At 53.4% G+C, this 18,088-nt stretch carries 17 protein-coding genes and 1 pseudogene; 6 read left to right on the forward strand and 12 right to left on the reverse strand.

The window, feature by feature from the left end:
* The 5 genes and pseudogenes from KVG95_RS29280 to KVG95_RS29300 all read right to left on the reverse strand — a co-directional run.
* Window positions 1-297, reverse strand: a pseudogene (locus KVG95_RS29280) (hypothetical protein); the annotation flags it as partial.
* Window positions 298-304: 7 nt separating this feature from the next.
* Window positions 305-1,552, reverse strand: a complete 1,248-nt coding sequence (locus KVG95_RS29285; protein WP_217858920.1) for a polysaccharide biosynthesis protein — start codon at window positions 1,550-1,552, stop codon at window positions 305-307.
* 247 nt (window positions 1,553-1,799) lie between these two features.
* Complete coding sequence (locus KVG95_RS29290; RefSeq protein ID WP_217858921.1) at window positions 1,800-3,122, reverse strand: UDP-glucose dehydrogenase family protein; 1,323 nt, start codon at window positions 3,120-3,122, stop codon at window positions 1,800-1,802.
* A gap of 310 nt (window positions 3,123-3,432) precedes the next feature.
* Window positions 3,433-5,661 (reverse strand): polysaccharide biosynthesis tyrosine autokinase, encoded by a 2,229-nt coding sequence (locus tag KVG95_RS29295; protein ID WP_217858922.1) that lies wholly within the window; start codon window positions 5,659-5,661, stop codon window positions 3,433-3,435.
* 45 nt (window positions 5,662-5,706) lie between these two features.
* Window positions 5,707-6,084, reverse strand: coding sequence for an arsenate reductase/protein-tyrosine-phosphatase family protein (locus KVG95_RS29300; protein ID WP_225923362.1), 378 nt, complete (start codon window positions 6,082-6,084; stop codon window positions 5,707-5,709).
* Here KVG95_RS29300 and KVG95_RS29980 point away from each other — a divergent pair.
* From KVG95_RS29980 to rfaH, 4 genes are all read left to right on the forward strand, one after another.
* Window positions 5,968-6,300, forward strand: a complete 333-nt coding sequence (locus KVG95_RS29980; protein WP_225923363.1) for a hypothetical protein — start codon at window positions 5,968-5,970, stop codon at window positions 6,298-6,300. The two genes, KVG95_RS29300 and KVG95_RS29980, sit on opposite strands and share 117 nt — an antisense overlap.
* A 503-nt stretch (window positions 6,301-6,803) precedes the next feature.
* Window positions 6,804-7,637 (forward strand): UTP--glucose-1-phosphate uridylyltransferase GalU, encoded by an 834-nt coding sequence (galU, locus tag KVG95_RS29305; RefSeq protein WP_123356553.1) that lies wholly within the window; start codon window positions 6,804-6,806, stop codon window positions 7,635-7,637.
* Window positions 7,638-7,713: 76 nt separating this feature from the next.
* On the forward strand, window positions 7,714-8,145 hold the full coding sequence (locus KVG95_RS29310) for a phosphohexomutase domain-containing protein (RefSeq protein ID WP_217858924.1): 432 nt from the start codon (window positions 7,714-7,716) through the stop codon (window positions 8,143-8,145).
* Window positions 8,142-8,648 (forward strand): transcription/translation regulatory transformer protein RfaH, encoded by a 507-nt coding sequence (rfaH, locus tag KVG95_RS29315; protein WP_052965259.1) that lies wholly within the window; start codon window positions 8,142-8,144, stop codon window positions 8,646-8,648. The genes KVG95_RS29310 and rfaH overlap by 4 nt, the downstream gene beginning before the upstream one ends.
* Window positions 8,649-8,711: 63 nt before the next feature.
* On the opposite strand, the gene KVG95_RS29320 is transcribed toward rfaH, so the two are convergent.
* A complete protein-coding gene (locus KVG95_RS29320; protein ID WP_038980185.1) occupies window positions 8,712-9,548 on the reverse strand; it encodes an undecaprenyl-diphosphate phosphatase in 837 nt (278 codons plus the stop codon).
* 325 nt (window positions 9,549-9,873) lie between these two features.
* On the opposite strand from KVG95_RS29320, the gene KVG95_RS29325 reads away from it, so the two are divergent.
* Window positions 9,874-10,290, forward strand: coding sequence for a hypothetical protein (locus KVG95_RS29325; RefSeq protein ID WP_217858925.1), 417 nt, complete (start codon window positions 9,874-9,876; stop codon window positions 10,288-10,290).
* Here KVG95_RS29325 and KVG95_RS29330 read toward each other — a convergent pair.
* The 6 genes from KVG95_RS29330 to KVG95_RS29355 all read right to left on the reverse strand — a co-directional run bounded on the left by KVG95_RS29330 (window position 10,284) and on the right by KVG95_RS29355 (window position 15,681).
* Complete coding sequence (locus tag KVG95_RS29330) at window positions 10,284-11,186, reverse strand: universal stress protein (RefSeq protein WP_217858926.1); 903 nt, start codon at window positions 11,184-11,186, stop codon at window positions 10,284-10,286. The two genes, KVG95_RS29325 and KVG95_RS29330, sit on opposite strands and share 7 nt — an antisense overlap.
* A gap of 201 nt (window positions 11,187-11,387) precedes the next feature.
* Window positions 11,388-11,987, reverse strand: a complete 600-nt coding sequence (locus tag KVG95_RS29335) for a S1 family serine peptidase (protein WP_038980182.1) — start codon at window positions 11,985-11,987, stop codon at window positions 11,388-11,390.
* A 334-nt stretch (window positions 11,988-12,321) separates the two neighbouring features.
* Window positions 12,322-13,542 (reverse strand): organoarsenical effux MFS transporter ArsJ, encoded by a 1,221-nt coding sequence (arsJ, locus tag KVG95_RS29340; protein WP_217858927.1) that lies wholly within the window; start codon window positions 13,540-13,542, stop codon window positions 12,322-12,324.
* Window positions 13,543-13,551: 9 nt separating this feature from the next.
* Entirely contained in the window at window positions 13,552-14,556 is a 1,005-nt protein-coding gene (locus tag KVG95_RS29345; protein WP_217858928.1) for an ArsJ-associated glyceraldehyde-3-phosphate dehydrogenase, read from the reverse strand.
* Window positions 14,557-14,566: 10 nt separating this feature from the next.
* The gene (arsH, locus tag KVG95_RS29350) at window positions 14,567-15,283 is read right to left on the reverse strand and encodes an arsenical resistance protein ArsH (RefSeq protein WP_052965265.1); all 717 of its coding nucleotides are present in this window, start codon (window positions 15,281-15,283) and stop codon (window positions 14,567-14,569) included.
* Window positions 15,284-15,315: 32 nt separating this feature from the next.
* The gene (locus KVG95_RS29355) at window positions 15,316-15,681 is read right to left on the reverse strand and encodes a metalloregulator ArsR/SmtB family transcription factor (protein ID WP_217858929.1); all 366 of its coding nucleotides are present in this window, start codon (window positions 15,679-15,681) and stop codon (window positions 15,316-15,318) included.
* A gap of 183 nt (window positions 15,682-15,864) precedes the next feature.
* On the opposite strand from KVG95_RS29355, the gene KVG95_RS29360 reads away from it, so the two are divergent.
* Window positions 15,865-17,988: a TonB-dependent receptor gene (locus KVG95_RS29360; protein ID WP_217858930.1), complete on the forward strand. Its 2,124-nt coding sequence runs from the start codon at window positions 15,865-15,867 to the stop codon at window positions 17,986-17,988.
* Window positions 17,989-18,088: the final 100 nt, after the last annotated feature.

The raw sequence follows: 18,088 nt of genomic DNA on the forward strand, positions 1-18,088 counted from the left end.
ATACTTGTAAACCTTATTAAATGCCGGGCTCAAATACGAGTAAAGGTCCGCCCAACTAGTGCAGAGTGACTCACCGCCCGCGATAATTACGTGATCACCGCTTTTGGTCTGTTGGTAAAAGTCCTTAATTGATCTGGTCGGCTTTCCGCTATATTGGGATAGATCGCTATCAATTAAACCGTAGTAATTTACTATGGATCCGGATTCAGATTGCAGCGCTTTTTCCAGAATAAGCGGAAACAAAAGGTCTCCGTAGTTGTATCTGTCAAAGGGTCCTACGATTTGATATTGCTTCATGGGTATCCTATTGAGTCTGCTTATTTATGAAAACCTTAAATGCTATGCTCGCGAGGTAAAATAACAATACTGCGACAGCTACATTGATTGCATCAATTTGATATACACAATAAATTACTACCAAGTAAAGAATGCTTGCGGACAACCCAATACAGTTAGATAGCAGTATGACTCTATCAAGATTTTTACAGTAGAGAATATACTGGTAGCCTAAATTTATTGCGTTTGCTAGTAAGGCTCCTAGCACCAACATCAATAAAAGCGGGTTTTGCTGTATATGGAATAGCTGTGAGTTACTAAAAAATGAAGCTGCCACAAGAAATGACGGTATAGCCAAGCAAAAAAAAGCCCCCATGAGAAGAGATATAAGCAAAAGCTTTTTGGATACTCGTTTAAATTGCGCCTTGTCATCACCCTTATGAAGGGCTACCAGGACAGGATATATTCTGCTGGGCCCAAAGAACATATATAGAGCGCTCGCCGCCATGCTGAGGCTTGTATAAAAAACATAGATCCCTAGCGTTTCCTTGTCGGATGTAGCGTTGATGATGACTCGGTCTAAAACCTGCATTAGCCTAAGGCTTAGTGTTGCCATGAGAAAGATTACAGCGGTTTTTATCGCGGACACTGACCAGTGATAATCAAACTTCGGAGTAAAACACCAGGCATTAGTGTACTTTTTTGAAATATATATGTAGGTAGCTATGGTGCTGATAGCACCAAATACCAACCACATAAAAAATATATCCGTTAGCTCAACTCGGTATATTTCCAACTGAAATACAAGAACCGTTATTATCACCCAAGATGCTGCGCGAAAAAAAAGACTTAAGCTCGCACCCAGTTGATCTCTTAGTGCGATTAATGTCCTGTAGGACTCTTGACCGAAGTGTTCGACCAACGTAATCCCCAAGAAAAAATAAAGGTACTTGAATTGCAGGGCATGCAGTTGACTCAACAGCAGGGTTATCACAAGGAAGACTAATGATGTAAACAGGTATAGCCCAAGCTGTTTATTAATCAGGACTCGCCATTTATTAGAATCCTCTCCTATCCCTTTTCTATTTACGTATGAGTGCGCCTCAAGCCCTATGAAATAAATTGAATAACTGGTCATAGCTGCAATTAGACCGTAGTCCCCTAGGTCGGAAAGGCTTAACTTTCCGCCTAGGTAAATTACGAAAACGAGCTTGCAGATAAGAGTTATTACTCTGAGCACTGCTGAGATCATCTGTGCATTTAGTACTTTTTTCAATAACACCATCGTAACTTTTCGCTTTTTTTACGACAAATTAAAGTACATTCACCTTTTTTCTGAAAGAGCTATATGACCCGGTTATTAGGCTGGCTAACTGTTCAGAACTATGTTGAACACCCTGAACCAGGGCCAGCGCATCGTCTATTATTAAGTCGAGTCTTTTATAAGCGATTATCGCTACAACCAAAAGACTCTATAGCGTTGTTTTGTTAGACGGTAGTCATATGTGCGAAAGGTAGCTACTTCACCTGCCGATTGAGTAGTACTCGATCCCAAGATCTTGCATTTTTTTCGGATTAAACAAGTTTCTTCCATCAAACACTACAGGATTGCGAAGCTTCTGAATTATATTATCAAAATCTGGAGCTTTAAATGCTTGCCATTCCGTTATAATTATGAGGGCGTCGCTGTCTTTTAAAGTTTCTTCTTTGGTGCCACAAAGACTCAGATTTTCATGATTCCCATAAATTCGCTGAGTTTCTTCCATAGCTTCTGGATCAAATGCACGCACGTGGGCTCCATGTTTCCAGAGTTCTTCGATTAGAACTCGACTTGGAGCTTCACGCATATCATCCGTATTTGGTTTGAAACTTAATCCCCAAAGCGCGAAAACTTTACCTTCTATTTTCCCGTCGTAATGTTTTAGGATTTTTCTCGACAGAACAGATTTTTGCTCGTGATTTCGTGATTCGACAGACTTTAGAACTTTCGCATCGAAGTCCAATTGCTCCGAAGCCTTAATAAGAGCCTTCACATCCTTTGGGAAACAGGAGCCGCCGTATCCGGACCCCGCGTAAATGAAGTGGTAGCCTATTCGTGGGTCAGAACCGATACCTTTACGCACCATTTCAATGTCAGCTCCGAGCATCTCCGATAGGTTGGATATCTCATTCATAAAGCTGATTTTGGTTGCAAGCATGCAGTTGGCTGCATATTTCGTCAGCTCAGCGCTGCGAACGTCCATGACAATTATTTTTTCATGATTACGATTAAATGGCGCATATAAGTCACGTATGACTGCTTCGGTGTTGGCTTGCTCGGTCCCGACAATTATCCGATCCGGACGCATGCAGTCAGATACTGCAGAACCTTCTTTTAAAAATTCTGGATTCGATGCAACATCAAATGACAGATCAGTGCGGTCGCGCTGAGAAAGTACGCTCGCAACTCGGTCCCTCACTTTATCGGCCGTTCCAACAGGAACGGTAGATTTGTTAATGATAATACAATCACTTTCAATGTTACTTGCTATCGTTTCGGCAACGGCCAGTACGTATTTCAGGTCCGCAGATCCGTCCTCATCAGGAGGTGTGCCTACCGCAATGAATTGAACCTCACCATGTTTCACTGCAGTTATAGCATCTGTAGTGAACTTCAATCTTACAGCGCTGTAGTTCTCTTTGACTAAGACTTCCAGTCCAGGTTCATAGATTGGAATAATCCCCTGCTCCAGGTTTCTTACTTTTTGCTCATCTATGTCCACACAAATTACATCGTGGCCAATCTCGGCGAGCACCGCCCCTTGAACAAGACCTACGTAGCCAATTCCGAATACAGTGACTTTCATGATGATTACCTGTGATACAAACGTTGGTTTTTTGGCTCACGCCGTCCACTGGAAACCTAAGAGATCCCAGGCTCCTTGATAGCCTTAAAGTTCGGCAATAAGAGTGACCGATGAGGAAGGAAGCGGCATGAGACACGCTACCGCCCCAGGATTTTTCGTCATCTTCCTCAGGACGTGGTGCTTCCATGAAATATCGGTTTGATCCTGCCTATTGGCTAATGATCCGGCGCAGCAATGAACGATAAAAACTCAAGAACAACAGTAACGCCGTCAAACATCTGAACTTATGACGCGACCTGTTCAGTACTCATCAACTTTTGTCGGAGGCGTAGGCATAGTGGTAATAACCATAATCACTGTAGCCATATTTATTGGAGGCCTTTTTCTCCACGCCGTTAAAAATCGCACCTTTAATGGCAACGCCATTCTGGGAGAACCGACGGACCGTCAACTCGATTTCTTTCGCCGGGTTCAGGCCATAGCGCGTCACAATCAGGTTAGTCCCAGACAAGCGCCCGACGATCGCCGCGTCTGTCACTGCCAATATCGGTGGCGTATCGAGAATTACCAGATCGTATTGCTTGCTCGCCTGCTCCAATAGCGCGCTGAAATTGGCGTGCATCAGTAACTCGGAAGGATTGGGCGGGATTTGGCCTCGACTGACAAAATCGAAGTTGTCGATTTCGGTCTTATGGATAGCGGTGGCCACATCGCAGCGCCGGGCCAGGATATCGGAGAGCCCATTGTCTGCAGAAACACCTAACACTTTGTGCAGATAGCCTTTGCGCATGTCGACGTCGATCAACAATACACGCAACCCAGTTTGTGCTATCACCACCGCGAGGTTGACCGACACGAAGGTTTTACCCACCTGAGGGCTGGGCCCGGAAATCATCAGGCGGTTATTCTCGGCCTCATGCATGGCGAAGTGCAGACTGGTACGCAAACTGCGCAACGCCTCGACTGCCAGATCGGTGGGATGACTGATGGCCAGCAATGTAGAACCTGCACCGGAACGCCCTCGTCCGCGAGAGACTTTGTCTTCTTCACTTTTCTGCAGAATGCTGTAAGGAATCGATGCGTAGACCGGCAACCCAAGTTGCTCGATGGCTTCTGGACTTTCCAGCCCCCGGTTAAGTGCCTTGCGTACCAGCACCAGGGCCACCGCCAGGAAACCGCCAAGAATGGTGGCGATCAATACAATCAAGGCTTTTTTAGGCTTGACCGGCTTGAGGAAATTGACGTCCGCAGTGTCGATCAGACGCACGTTACCGACCGTGCCCGCGCGCATCACGTCCAGCTCCTGAGACTTGTTCAGCAACTGGGTATAAATGGCCGTACCGACCTCTACATCCCGGGTAAGGTTCAGCAGTTCTTGCTGGGTGGAGGGAAGGCCCTCCACCTTGGACGCCAAACTTTTCTGCTTGCTGGTCAACTCACCGATCTGAGTCAACAAGGCGCGATAGGCGGGATGTTGGCGGGTGAATTTGCGGTCCATCTCGGCTTGCTGCAATTTCAACTCTGAAATGCTGGTATCAAGCCCGACAATCTGATCGAGAATGGCTTTGGTTTCGAGCGTGATGTCCACGGACTTGCTGCGCGTCTGGTATTCATTCAAGGCATTCCCGGCTTTTTCCAGGTCCTTCTTGACCACCGGAAGTTGCTCTTTAAGAAACGCCAGGCTCTGCGCTGCCTCAGCTGAAGTGCGCTCTACGTTTTGCCGTACATAAATAGCGGCAATTTCATTGAGGGTTTTAATGGCCTGATTCGGATCTGTGCTTTCCAGCGCCAGACCGATAATGCCCGACTCTTTTCCGCGCTCGGATACATCCAAATCCTCTTGGTAGTCGAGGATGCTGGTCAGGCGAGAATTGCGGATTATTCTGAAGCGGGTTCCAGGGCTGGCGTGCATTTCTTCTATCTGAAACGCAACGCCATTTTGTTCGAAAAGTTGTCCAGTCTGGCTGGCTGCCAATACGTTGTCGTCTTCGTCCACCAGGGTGTAATGACCATTTTCACCCGCGGTCAGGGTCAACTTCTTGCCCAGTTGCGAGTCGGGAAGATCCAGTTTGAATATCTTCAGCGACTCCCCTCCCCAAGCGTAACTGTTCAACCCCAACAGGGGGTCGGCTATTTCACCGGGATTTTTGCTCTGGAATCGACGAGCCAGGAACTCACCGACCACCGGGAAGTACATCGGTTGTATGACGATATCAAGTTTCAGGTTATCGACCGTTTTGCCAATCACCGCACGAGACTTGATCAACTCCATCTCGGTCGCCGAAGGCGACTCTTTTCCCAACATGCTGCTGACATCGGAGAAGCCCAACAAATCATTCTTCTTCGCTTCAACCTGCAACAACGCATTCGCCTGGTATACCGGCGTCGCCAGCACCGCGAACGCTACACCAGTCACCATAAAGGCACCGGTAACCGCGGCAATCAGCCATTTATGGTCGATAAGTGTCCCAAACAAGCCGAGAAGATCAATCTCGTCATTGTCGTCGTCCCGCACATTGACTACCGGTGCTTGCTGCATAAGTCGGATTCTTTGCCTGTATTACGATTCAAAAAGGAGTGGCCATCAGCGCGCCAGGCGCTGTGCCCATGCGAGTACGGCTTCTTCGATCAACGCATAAGCGTGCACAAAAGCAGGTTTGCCTTGACGGTAGGGGTCGCTGATTTCGCGATCGTCTTGCCACTTGCCCAGCAGCAACACTTTGCCTCGCGCTTCAGGGGCAATGTTGAGTACCCCGCTGACATGTCGTCGCTCCATCACCAGAATCAAGTCCGCCTCACTAACGGCTTGAGACGTGAGCTGAACGGCCTGGTGCTCGTGGGGCAGATGACCGTGCTCCGTGAGTACTGCGTGTGCCGTCGACTCGAAGGGTTTGCCCGTCAAGGCAGCGAGGCCAGCCGAGCTGACCTCGATATCGGAATGAACGAGCGCCCCGCGCAGCAGATGCTCCGCGGTGGGACTGCGGCAAATATTGCCGACGCAGACAATCAAAACCCTTTTAAGCAAGATAACATTCCCCGTCTTGTCAACATTGGCGGTGACATAGCACTTGCCGAACATAAGAGCTTTAAACTACGAATGAATCCGGTATTTATAACCCCGGTAACTGCAGCTGAAACTTTCAAACCATCAGTGCGTATTTATTACCATGACGTTTGAACAGCCCCCAACTTTTTCTCCAGACAAAAAATAACATTTCACTCTTTGAACACTGAAAATAACAGTTCGAGAATTTATCCAGACGTTTTCTAACAATTGCCGCTTTCCCGCGACCGTTCAATCTAAATTACACCAAAATAGAGAGTAGCTAATATATAGCTGTTCCGTTAGTACATTGCCAGGGCGTCAGACATTCGGTTAGAAGTTGGGTAAGAGATGCCTTGGGCAATAACTTTGTTTACAGCGGGTTGCGTCAGAAGCATGCAGTGGAACAACCAGACATGCTCACAGGCCAAGCGACCGCGCGATCTTTCTCTCTGCCTGCGCCTTGCGAGAAACATGGCGTACTGGCCTTTCGCTGCTTATGCAGCGTTGCCAACATTTTTCTCGAGTGATCGAGCCATTTAGAGCCCGCACTCTCCAGCGTTACCGGTTCCGACAACCAGTCGAACCTTTCCTACTGCCATTAGCCATTCCATCTGTCTACTTTCAAGGACGCTTCCATGATTCGTAAATGCCTATTCCCCGCTGCCGGCTATGGGACCCGCTTTTTGCCCGCCACCAAGGCCATGCCGAAGGAGATGCTGCCGATCGTCAATAAGCCGCTGATCCAGTACGCCGTCGAGGAAGCGCGCGATGCCGGTCTGCAACATATGGCCATCGTCACCGGTCGGGGCAAACGAGCGCTGGAGGATCATTTCGATGTCAGTTTCGAGTTGGAACACCAGATTCGCGGTACCGACAAAGAGCGGTTCCTGGCCGGCACTCGTGAGCTGATCGACACCTGTACTTTTTCCTATACCCGCCAGGTGGAGATGAAGGGCCTGGGGCATGCCATTCTCAGCGGTCGTTCGCTGATTGGTGATGAGCCATTCGCCGTGGTGCTGGCCGACGACCTGTGCCTGAACCTGGAAGGCGATGGCGTACTGGCGCAAATGCTCAAGCTCTATGAGCAGTTCCGCTGCTCGATCGTAGCGATTCAGGAAGTACCCCGTGAGCAAACCCAGAAGTACGGCGTGATTGCCGGCGAGCTGATTCGCGAGGGTATTTACCGGGTCAACAGCATGGTCGAAAAGCCGCGCCCGGAAGACGCCCCGTCCAACCTGGCCATTATCGGTCGGTACATTTTGACCCCCGACATCTTCGACCTGATCGCTGACACCGAGCCTGGCAAGGGCGGTGAAATCCAGATCACCGACGCATTGATGAAGCAGGCCCAGAACGGCTGCGTGCTGGCTTATCAATTCAAGGGGCGGCGCTTCGATTGCGGCGGCGCCGAAGGCTACATCGAAGCCACCAACTTCTGTTTCGAGAACCTGCATCAGAACACCTTGTGACGGCGCTGAACCCTGACAAACGTGTGCGTTATCGAATCGATTTTTCGGTCTTTATTACCCTATGGACGAAGCCTCTATGAAGACATTGAGCGGTTTCAAGGCAGATGACAGTCGCCGCCCGTATGGCGCTGACCTTAAAAACAATCTCGCGTACCTCATCGTGCGTGCCTACGCGTCGGAGCTGATCTTTCCCCGCGCGCAGAAACCGCCGGTGCTGCTGGTGGAGCGCATCGGTGCCTTCCCCTCCTCCGGGGAGATCCGTCGTCACGTCAAGGATGGTCCGGCGTTGCTGACGAGCATCAGGCAGCGTTATGCCGCCGACGCCCTCGACATCGACGAGAGCGACGGGCTGAACCTGGTCTTTACCGACTGGCGTCTGAGCTTGCGTCTTTTGGACGATGGTTGCGTGACTTGCCTGACCGTGGAAAGTCGCGGCGACAGCTCGCTCATGCAGCACAAGACCGCCGAACTGCTGAGGCAAATCGATGCTGGGAGGGAATTCGAATGAACGCGATTGCAGAGCACGCCGACAAAGCCTGGTATCTGCTTCAGTGCAAACCCAAACAGGATGAGCGCGCCGAAGAGCATTTACAGCGCCAGGGCTATGCCTGTTTTCGCTCGACCTACCGGCGTGAGCGCGTTTTGCGCGGGCAGCGTCGAGTGATCAGCGAGTCGTTGTTTCCAGGCTATCTGTTTATTCAACTGAGCCTTCAGGACAGTTGGGGCCCGCTGCGCTCGACCCGCGGTGTTTCGCGAGTCGTCGGGTTCGGCGGTCAGCCACTGCCGATCCGTGATGCGCTGATCGACGAGCTCCAGGAGCGAGACAGTCAGGCGATCGTGACAACGTTGTTGAGGCACGGAGATACGGTGCGCATCACTGAAGGCCCGTTCTCCGATCTTGAGGCGGTGTTCCTGGCTATGGACGGCGAGGAACGGGTGTTGCTGATGATGAATTTCCTGCAGCGTGAACAGCACATCAGCCTGCCACTGGCAGGCGTTAACAAGATTTAGATCCGCCCGGAGTCTTGAGTCAAAGAAACCTGTGGCGAGCGAGCAAGCTCGCTCGCCACAGACCTACGCCCCTTCCGAGAGATGATTCCAGTCGATCCAGCCCAAAAACCATGTCGCCAGAATCAGTAGACCGAACGCGATCCGGTACCAGGCGAACACCGCATAGCTATGGTTGGCGATGAACTTGAGCAAACCGCGTACGGCAATCATTGCAAAGAGGAATGCGGCTACAAACCCCAGGGCAAACACCGGCAAATCTGCGGACTGGAACAGGTCGCGGTACTTATAGCCCGAGTACACCGCGGCCCCCACCATCGTCGGCATCGCCAGGAAGAATGAAAACTCGGTCGCCGTCTTGCGTGACAGGCCAAACAGCAACCCGCCGATAATCGTCGAACCCGAGCGCGAAGTGCCGGGAATCATTGCCAGGCACTGTGCGCAACCGACTTTCAACGCATCGGTCCAGCGCATCTCGTCAACGTGATCGATAACCACCACATGCTCACGTTGTTCCGCCCACAACATGATGACTCCACCTATCACCAGCGCCACGGCCACGGTGATCGGGTTGAAAAGATATTCATGGATTTTGTCGGCGAACATCACCCCCAGAACAACCGCCGGCAAGAAACCGATCAATAAATTCAGAGTGAAACGTTGCGCATTACGCTGGGTTGGCAAACCGGTAGTGATCTCCAGAATCTTGCGACGAAACTCCCAGACGACCGCCAGAATTGCCCCCAACTGAATGATGATATTGAACGCCATGGCTCGCTCACCGCCGAAGTCGAGCAAGTCTGCGGCAATGATCTGGTGTCCCGTACTGGAGATGGGCAAAAACTCTGTGAGCCCTTCAACCAGCCCTAGAATCGATACCTGCGTAGTGGTCCAGAAGTCCATTAATCCCCCGTTAAACCCTCTCGACTGAAAGGTTTGTTGATGATGCCGAGCAGTTGATTTCTGATCGCGATTAAACCTGTCGGACCAGCGGAGGATTAAAGCGCACTCTCTGCCTGGTTGAGCTAAACGTTATAAAACGTCCATCTCGGAGCATCAGGGCCGGCTTCCTGCAAATGGCCTACGCCTGAGAATGAAATTGTTTTTCAGGACTGATACTTGTGAGCTGCAAATCTAGCGATGCCACTCATCGTCGGATCGTTGACGTTTCAGCGTTGGGCGCGCGCAATGTCCTACCCAAAAATGATCGCCCAAGAGAACACTCCATATGGCAAAGATCATAGTACTCGCCGGTGACTTCCCGCAGGGCGACGGGGAATATCACCTTGGAACCATCACCCTCAAAACGTCCCTCAAACCCCGGCTTGGAACAAGCTTCCCGGTTTCGGAGTTTAAAGATCTAACGGTTCAGAATACTGATTCGAATAAGAATATAAAAACCGCCATAGGGTTGGGCCTTGCAGGCGCCATGTTACTCGGTCCCGTTGGAGCCATCGCCGGCTATTGGCTCGCCGGAAAAAACACCGAGGTGACATTCATGGCCACCCTGAAGGACGGCGCAAAGCTGCTGGCGGCCACCGATAGCGACACCTACAAGGATATCTCGGCACACGCCCTGAAAAAATCCCGAGCCGGCCGCCGAGGCCCTCTTTCCAGTTCACTTAATAACGGATCCATTCATTGATCCGCTTGCCCGGCGACTGCGAGAATGTTGCAGGGTACCCGATACAAGACATGCTCCGTGGTACTGCCCACCCACTTTTCCAGCCCCTTGCGATGCGCATTGCCCATGACGATCACGTCGGCCCTGTGATGCGCTGCAAAGTCGGCCAGTGCTTTACCTGGCGGCCCTGCAACGAAGTGTTGCCGTTCGGTGGGCACGCCGTAGTGATCGGCCAAGGTGATGAATGACTTGTGCAAAGACTTGCGCACGTCGCTGTTGAAGCCAGGCATCGTGACAGCACCCGCGCCCGCATCGGATATATGCGTCTGCGATAGATCGTAGGCATACAGCAGATGCATTTCTGCATGGCATTGCGTTGCCAATTCGTTCGCAGCCTGGATGATCAGGTCGTTGATTCCGGTGATCTGAGTCTCAGGGTGCGATGGATCGACTGCCGCCACGATCACGCGCGGAAGTGGGCAACTGACTTCGCTGACCAGATGGACAGGCACCGGACATTCACGCAGCAAATGCCAATCCAGAGGCGTGATGAAAACGCGTTTGAGCGCCGACTCATGCTGCACGTCCTTGATAACCAGATCCGCCTGCGTTGTTGTCACGTGCTGAAGGATCTCTTGCAGCGCGTCGCGTGTGAAAAGAACCTCGGTACTCAGGTTGATCCCGCGCCCACGGATCAGATCGGCTTCATCCTTGAGCCATTTTTCGTTCTCTTGCTGACAAGCCTCACGAAACCGCGCACTGGCGTGGATCAAACCCAAGATGTTGAAATCTTCGATGAGCACCGTGATATGCAGTGCTGCGCCAGTAGCTTCGGCAATGGCGACGGCCCGCTGCAGCGCCGGCGTATGACGCATGGTGGGACCGGCTATTAGAAGGAGTCGTTGATATTGGCTCATGTCACACCTCCAAACGTTCTGGGATATCTGCTAGCCCCCCAGCCTCTCGTCTGTCGCACCGCCAGCGATCTGCTATCGCCTCAATGACCTGGATCGACACAATCAATATACGCCTGGATTCGACTAACCATCCAAGGTGTGTCTCATTGCAGCTAATACAATGAGACACATTCCGACGGGCAAATATTTGACGACAAGAAGTTACTTCTTCGCATACTTCGCGCCATGCGGATCGTTAAGCTTCACCTGCATCAGCTCCCATTCACGCTGAATGATCGAGTAAGGGATAAAGATGCTGACTCTCTCAGCCCCCTTTAACCCTGGGTGAAAACTCACATCATTAAGGGTGGTGGAGAAAAAGCCGACATTGATACCGACAATGCTGCCGTCATTGCCTATGACGGGCCCACCCGACATCCCCTTTATCATCGGGGCATCATGGATGGCATAGCGTTCGCCGCTGCCTTCATCGCTATTGATGAAAGGCGCCGGGTACACCTTGCCTTTGCCGGTGACGGTCGTCATGTAGGGGCTCGCCCCCACGGCAGTGATGTGTTCACCCACACGCGGTGCGCGCCATGACGGGTAGCGACCGTCGGCCTTGTGCTGGATGAAAACAAGGTCGCAGCCAGTGCTGCAGCTGTATTCCACGTTGCGGATGAGGGGGGTGTGGCGAGTGGTGACGGCATAGTCTTCGTTCCATTGCACGGCCGAGGCCATGTACAGATAGGGCAAAGGAAAGCCCGAGAAGACTGAAAAATATGAATCATTGGCAGGCCCCGACAAGTCGGGTTTTACCATACCGTTGCATCCTGCAATACCAGCTCCTATTAAAAAGTAGGTCATGATTTTAATCATGATAATCACCGACTTATAAGGAGGATTAGATTTTTATTGTGGCGAATCTTTCTAGTTGTCCGGTTCTTGTAGTTTTCCTCGCGGCGTGGTTCGGTGCGTTTATTTATGGCTGAAGTTGTAAAGAATGCGTATGAATCAATTGTGCTAAGACTAATTGCTTTTTGATCCATGTCATGGATTGCACATATTTGGCGCCTGAAAAATGGCATAAATGCGACAGAGAATGAAACTTACACACTCCAGGCAAAGCAAGTGCAATAGCCGGTTTCAGAGCTGCTTAAGTCACTGCGGCATGCCTCGGTAACGCCACAGAAATCAATGCCGCGAAAATAACAAACGCGCTGGAAATCCATAAACACGCCCCCAGCCCGAAAGCCTGATAAACCCAGCCAGAGAGCACGGTGCCGATCAGCCGTCCCATGGCGTTGGACATGTAGTAAAAACCGACGTCCAGCGACACGCCATCTTCCTTGGCATAGGACACGATCAGGTAGCTGTGCAGCGAGGAGTTCACCGCGAACAGCGCCCCAAAGACCATCAAGCCGCCTAACAGCACCCCCTGTTGCGACAACCCGGTGTTCAGGCCCAGAGCGATCGCCGCGGGCAGGCCAGCAAGAGCAAGCGCCCACAAAAAAGCCGCGCGACCGTCAGGAACATGCCCCCGTTGCTTGCCGGTGATTCGCGGCGCGAACGATTGCACGATGCCGTAGCCGATCACCCAGGCCGCGAGGAATCCTCCGACCTTCCAGAAATCCCAGCCAAAGACGCTGCTCAAGTACACCGGCAACGCCACGACAAACCAGACATCGCGGGCACCGAACAGAAACATCCGGGCCGCCGACAGAATGTTGATGGCCCGGCTCTTGGACAGGATGTCGCGAAACCTGGGCTTGGCTTTGGCCTTGCCCAGATCCTTTTTTAACAGAATCAAGCTGCTGACCCAGATCAGCGCCAGAACACCCGCCATGGCCAGCAATGCACCTTTGAACCCGATCAAGGCGAGCAATGCCCCGCCCAGAAAGAAGCCGACACCCTTGAGTGCATTCTTCGAGCCGGTGAGGATGGCTATCCATTGGTAAAGCTTGCCCTGTTGCCCGTCGGGCACCAGAAGCTTGATCGAGCTTTTGGCGCTCATCTTGTTCAGGTCTTTGGCGATCCCCGACAACGCCTGCGCGCCCATCACCCAAGGGATCGTCAGCCAGGCCACTGGCACCGTCAGCATCAACAGCGCCACAACCTGCATCCCCAGCCCGATGTTCATGGTCCGGTTCAAGCCCAGTCGGGCGCCGAGATAGCCGCCCACCAGGTTGGTGATTACACCAAAGAGTTCGTAGAACAGAAACAACGCCGCGATTTGCAGCGGGCTGTAGCCCAACGCGTGAAAGTGCAGCACCACCAACATGCGCAAGGCACCGTCGGTGAGGGTGAAGGCCCAGTAATTGCCCGTCACGAGCAGGTACTGCCGCACTTGGGGCGCGAGGGCTGACAACGCTTTCATCACCGCTCCTTAAACGGCCAGGCCGACCATTCTGGCCAGTTCGACGGTGCGGTTCGCGTAACCCCATTCATTGTCGTACCAGGCATAAATTTTGACCTGGGTGCCATTGATGACCATGGTCGACAACGCATCGATGATCGAGGAACGCGGGTCGGTGCGGTAGTCGATAGACACCAGCGGACGCTCCTCGAAACCGAGGATGTCTTTCAGTTCGTTCTCGGACGCGTCCTTGAGGAACTGATTCACTTCTTCGACCGTGGTAACGCGTTCGACTTCAAAGACACAGTCGGTCAGCGAAGCGTTGGCCAACGGTACGCGCACGGCGTGGCCATTCAGACGCCCGCGCAGTTCCGGGAAGATTTCGGCAATGGCCGTGGCCGAGCCGGTGCTGGTCGGGATCAAACTCATGCCCGACGCACGGGCACGGCGCAGATCCTTGTGGGGTTGGTCGAGGATGCTTTGAGTGTTGGTCAGGTCGTGGATGGTGGTGATCGAACCGTGGCGAATGCCCAGTTTCTCGTGGATCACCTTCACCACCGGCGCCAGACAGTTGGTGGTGCACGATGCGGCGGTGACGATGCGATGTTCCGCCGGGTTGAACAGCTGATGGTTGACGCCCATGACGATGTTCAGCGCGCCCTGCTCCTTCACCGGAGCGCTGACCACCACGCGCTTCACACCTTGATCGAGGTATGCCTGAAGCACCGCGACGGTCTTCATTTTGCCGCTGGCTTCAATCACCAGATCGCAGCCCGACCAATCGGTGTCGGCAATCGCCTTGTTGGCGGTAACTTTGATTCGTTTGCCGTCGATGACGATGCTGTCACCTTCGGAGTCGGCCTGGTCATTCCAACGGCCATGCACCGAGTCGAAGTTCAGCAGGTGCGCATGGGTTGCTGCGTCGCCGGCCGGATCATTGATCTGCACGAACTCAAACTCTGGCCAGCCCCAGGCTGCGCGCAGAGCGAGGCGACCGATGCGGCCAAAACCATTGATGCCCACTTTGATCGTCATGTTTCCCCCTTCAAATGGAGCGCTGATTGACACGTTTCATGAGCTCTTGCGCCGATTCCTTGCGTTCGGAATAGCGATCGACCAGATAGTCCTGACGGTCGCGCAGCAGCAAGGTGAATTTTACCAATTCCTCCATCACATCCACGACGCGGTCATAGAACGGCGAAGGCTTCATCCGACCGTTATCGTCGAACTCCATATAGGCCTTCGGCACGGAGGATTGGTTGGGAATGGTGAACATGCGCATCCAGCGCCCCAGCACCCGCAACTGATTAACTACGTTGAACGACTGCGAGCCGCCGCACACCTGCATGACGGCGAGGGTCTTGCCCTGGGTCGGGCGTACGGCGCCCATCGCGAGCGGCACCCAGTCGATCTGCGCCTTGAAGACCGCGCTCATCGAACCGTGACGTTCTGGTGAACACCAGACCTGCCCTTCCGACCACATCATCAACTCGCGCAGTTCCTGCACCCGTGGGTGATCGTCGCCAGCGTCATCAGGCAGCGGCAAACCAGAAGGATTGAACACCCGCGTCTCGGCACCGAAGTGCTGTAGCAATCGGGCGGCCTCCTCGACTAGCAAGCGACTGAAGGAACGCTCACGCGTCGATCCGTACAGCAGCAAAATGCGCGGCTTGTGGCTGGAGGTTTGTTCGATGCCGAGCTTATCGGTCGACGGGAGATCAACCAGTTCGGTATCGAGTTGAGGCATGTGGTCATCGTGCATGGTCATTGTCCTGCGCAATAGCGCTTCTGGAATCATCGAACCGGACAGCAGGCCGCTGCCCGTTCGGGACGGTCACCCATTTCTTCAAGGCGTTTGGCATCTGGGTTCAACCAGTGCCCGTTGGCTTCGAGCACCACGGTCAGTACCTGATGCACCCAGCCCGGCAGATCCGGGTGCAGTCGGTAGTAAACCCATTGGCCCTGCCGACGGTCCGAGAGCAATCCGCACGTACGCAACTGCGCCAGGTGCCTGGAGACTTTGGGCTGGCTCTCATTCAACGCACAGGTCAGCTCGCAGACGCACAGCTCTCCCTCACGGGCAATGAGCAGCATCATGCGGACCCGGTTGTCGTCAGCCAGGCATTTGAAAACAGTGGTCGGCGTCAGTTGGTCAGCCATCGGGTTTCTCGGCGTTGGGTGTTCACGCATCAAAGGTGAATACAGACATATGCGTTTTTCCGAATATACGTTTTCCCGCATGTACGGGTCAACGGCAAATGTGTCGACTCTGTATGTGAATGATATTTATTTACTTACAAAAGGTAATCGTTATCATTAGCGCAATAATTAAAAAAGGAGCTCATGGTGGCTTTACCGCGCATTTACCCCGCCTCTCTCTCACTGCTGGGGCTTTTTGCAGTACCTGATTTGCAAGCACAAACCCAATCGACATTGGCCCTGCCTGCAACCGCTGTGACCAGTGATTACAGCGAGCAGAACTACAAGCCGACCGACAGCCGCAGCGCGCTGAAGATCGACGCCCCGCTGCGGGATATCCCGCAAACGGTGAACGTGATCCCCCAGAGCGTGATCAAGGATCAGGGCGCACAGTCGATGGAAGAAGTGTTGAAGAACGTCCCCGGCATCGGCCTTTCCAATGGCGATGGCCAGCGCGACCAAGTCACCATTCGCGGCTTCAGTGCCATCGGCGACATGTACGTCGACGGCGTTCGTGACGATGCGTTGTACTTCCGCGATCTGTCCAACGTCGAGCGCGTGGAAGTGATCAAGGGGCCGGCAGCGGTGCTCTATGGCCGTGGTTCATCCGGTGGCCTGATCAACAGCATCAGCAAGAAACCCAACTTCACCCCCAAGCAGGAAGTGGGTGTCAGCTTCGACAGCGAGGGCAAAAAGCGCACGCAGTTCGACGCCGGTTGGGCCGATCAGCAGCAAAACGACAAGGCATTCCGGGTGACCGGTGCGCTGGAGAACAGCGACACCTTCCGCGATGACGGCTATATCGATCGCAAGGCCATTGCGCCTTCGGCCTACTTCAAGCTCTCCGACGATCTTGAGCTGAACCTGGGGGCAACGTACCTCTACGACAAACGCTTGATCGACTTCGGCATTCCCGCGCGGGGCGATCGCCCGGTCGATGTCGATCGGGACAAGCGCTTCGGTTCCGCCGACCCGGATGACGATTACACCCGCAGCGAAGTGTTTTCGTTCACGGCTGGCGTCGACTACCGCATCAACGACGACTTCACCCTGAGCAACACCAGCCGTTACTACCACTACGATCTGGATCGCAACAACACACTCGCCGACTCCAGCCCGACACGTTTCGTCACCGCGCCCAACGGCGAGCTGTTGGTAAAGCTCAATCGCGGCAATGTGCAGCGCAAGGAAGACGGCTGGTTCAACCAGACCGAACTGAAGCAACAGGCCACGCTGGCCGGGATGAACCACAACCTGCTTTACGGCGTGGAACTGGGACGTCAGGTCAAAGACCAATCCGTCTTCAGCCAGAACAACGTAGCGCGGGTCCCGGTGTACCGCGATGGCTTGGTCGACGTACCGTTCCAGGCCAACCGACAAACCGCCAAGGGCACCACTACCCAGGACACGGCCGGTTTCTATGTCCAGGATCTGATTGAACTGACCCCGCAATGGAAAGCACTGCTGGGTGTGCGCTATGACGTGTTCGACCAGGAATATTCGGATGACCTGACACGTGCCACCATGTCCCGAACCGACAACACCTGGAGCCCGCGCGCAGGCCTGGTCTATCAGCCTGATCAGGTCCAGTCCTACTACATTTCGGTGAGTCGCTCTTATCAACCCTCCTCCGAAGTCTTCGCCCTGAGCACTACCAACCAGGACCTTGAGCCGGAGCAAACCACCAACTTCGAGATCGGCGGCAAGTGGGACCTGCTCGACAATCGCCTGGCGTTGACGGCGGCGCTGTTCCGGCTGGAACGCACCAACATGAAAACGACCGATCCGGCGAACCCGACCAAACTGGTCCTGTCGGGCGAGCAGCGCACCGACGGTCTTGAATTGACCGCCAGCGGGCAGTTGAGTGACAAGTGGCAGGTCTATGCCGGCTATGCCTATCTGGACGCCGAGATCATCAAGTCCAACAACCGAACCAACGGCGTTGCCAACGAAGGCCAGACACCAACCCTGACCCCGCGTCACAGTGCCAACCTCTGGCTGGTGCGCTCGCTGACCAACACCTGGCGCGTAGGCATGGGGGCGAACTATGTCGACGATCGTTACACCGCCCTGGATAACCAGGTGGTCATGCCCGCTTACACCACCGTGGATGCGGCGTTGCTCTATAACTTGCCGAAATGGGACATGGCGCTGCGCTTGCGCAACGTCTTCGACAAGGACTATTACGCCTCGGCCCATGGCTCGGTGGACCTGATCACCCCCGGAGCACCACGGACTCTGGAGCTGAGCACCAACTACCGGTTCTGAGTGAAGACCTAAATCAAATGCCGCAGTGCCGGCCCGTTAAGATGCAAGCCCGCTTGTATGGTAGGACTTGAAGGGAGGAGGAGGGACAAAGCCCGATTCT

The organism is Pseudomonas farris, from assembly GCF_019145235.1.
Taxonomy (GTDB): Bacteria; Pseudomonadota; Gammaproteobacteria; order Pseudomonadales; family Pseudomonadaceae; genus Aquipseudomonas; species Aquipseudomonas farris.

What these genes read in the sequence shown, in the direction of transcription:
- rfaH (WP_052965259.1), top strand. Translation starts at nt 8,142, where the DNA reads ATGAACGCGATTGCAGAGCACGCCGACAAAGCCTGGTATCTGCTTCAG.
- galU (WP_123356553.1), top strand. Translation starts at nt 6,804, where the DNA reads ATGATTCGTAAATGCCTATTCCCCGCTGCCGGCTATGGGACCCGCTTT.
- arsH (WP_052965265.1), bottom strand. Translation starts at nt 15,283, where the DNA reads ATGCACGATGACCACATGCCTCAACTCGATACCGAACTGGTTGATCTC.
- KVG95_RS29360 (WP_217858930.1), top strand. Translation starts at nt 15,865, where the DNA reads ATGGTGGCTTTACCGCGCATTTACCCCGCCTCTCTCTCACTGCTGGGG.
- KVG95_RS29310 (WP_217858924.1), top strand. Translation starts at nt 7,714, where the DNA reads ATGAAGACATTGAGCGGTTTCAAGGCAGATGACAGTCGCCGCCCGTAT.
- arsJ (WP_217858927.1), bottom strand. Translation starts at nt 13,542, where the DNA reads ATGAAAGCGTTGTCAGCCCTCGCGCCCCAAGTGCGGCAGTACCTGCTC.
- KVG95_RS29325 (WP_217858925.1), top strand. Translation starts at nt 9,874, where the DNA reads ATGGCAAAGATCATAGTACTCGCCGGTGACTTCCCGCAGGGCGACGGG.
- KVG95_RS29980 (WP_225923363.1), top strand. Translation starts at nt 5,968, where the DNA reads ATGACCGTGCTCCGTGAGTACTGCGTGTGCCGTCGACTCGAAGGGTTT.
- KVG95_RS29345 (WP_217858928.1), bottom strand. Translation starts at nt 14,556, where the DNA reads ATGACGATCAAAGTGGGCATCAATGGTTTTGGCCGCATCGGTCGCCTC.
- KVG95_RS29290 (WP_217858921.1), bottom strand. Translation starts at nt 3,122, where the DNA reads ATGAAAGTCACTGTATTCGGAATTGGCTACGTAGGTCTTGTTCAAGGG.
- KVG95_RS29330 (WP_217858926.1), bottom strand. Translation starts at nt 11,186, where the DNA reads ATGAGCCAATATCAACGACTCCTTCTAATAGCCGGTCCCACCATGCGT.
- KVG95_RS29335 (WP_038980182.1), bottom strand. Translation starts at nt 11,987, where the DNA reads ATGGTAAAACCCGACTTGTCGGGGCCTGCCAATGATTCATATTTTTCA.
- KVG95_RS29355 (WP_217858929.1), bottom strand. Translation starts at nt 15,681, where the DNA reads ATGGCTGACCAACTGACGCCGACCACTGTTTTCAAATGCCTGGCTGAC.
- KVG95_RS29320 (WP_038980185.1), bottom strand. Translation starts at nt 9,548, where the DNA reads ATGGACTTCTGGACCACTACGCAGGTATCGATTCTAGGGCTGGTTGAA.
- KVG95_RS29295 (WP_217858922.1), bottom strand. Translation starts at nt 5,661, where the DNA reads ATGCAGCAAGCACCGGTAGTCAATGTGCGGGACGACGACAATGACGAG.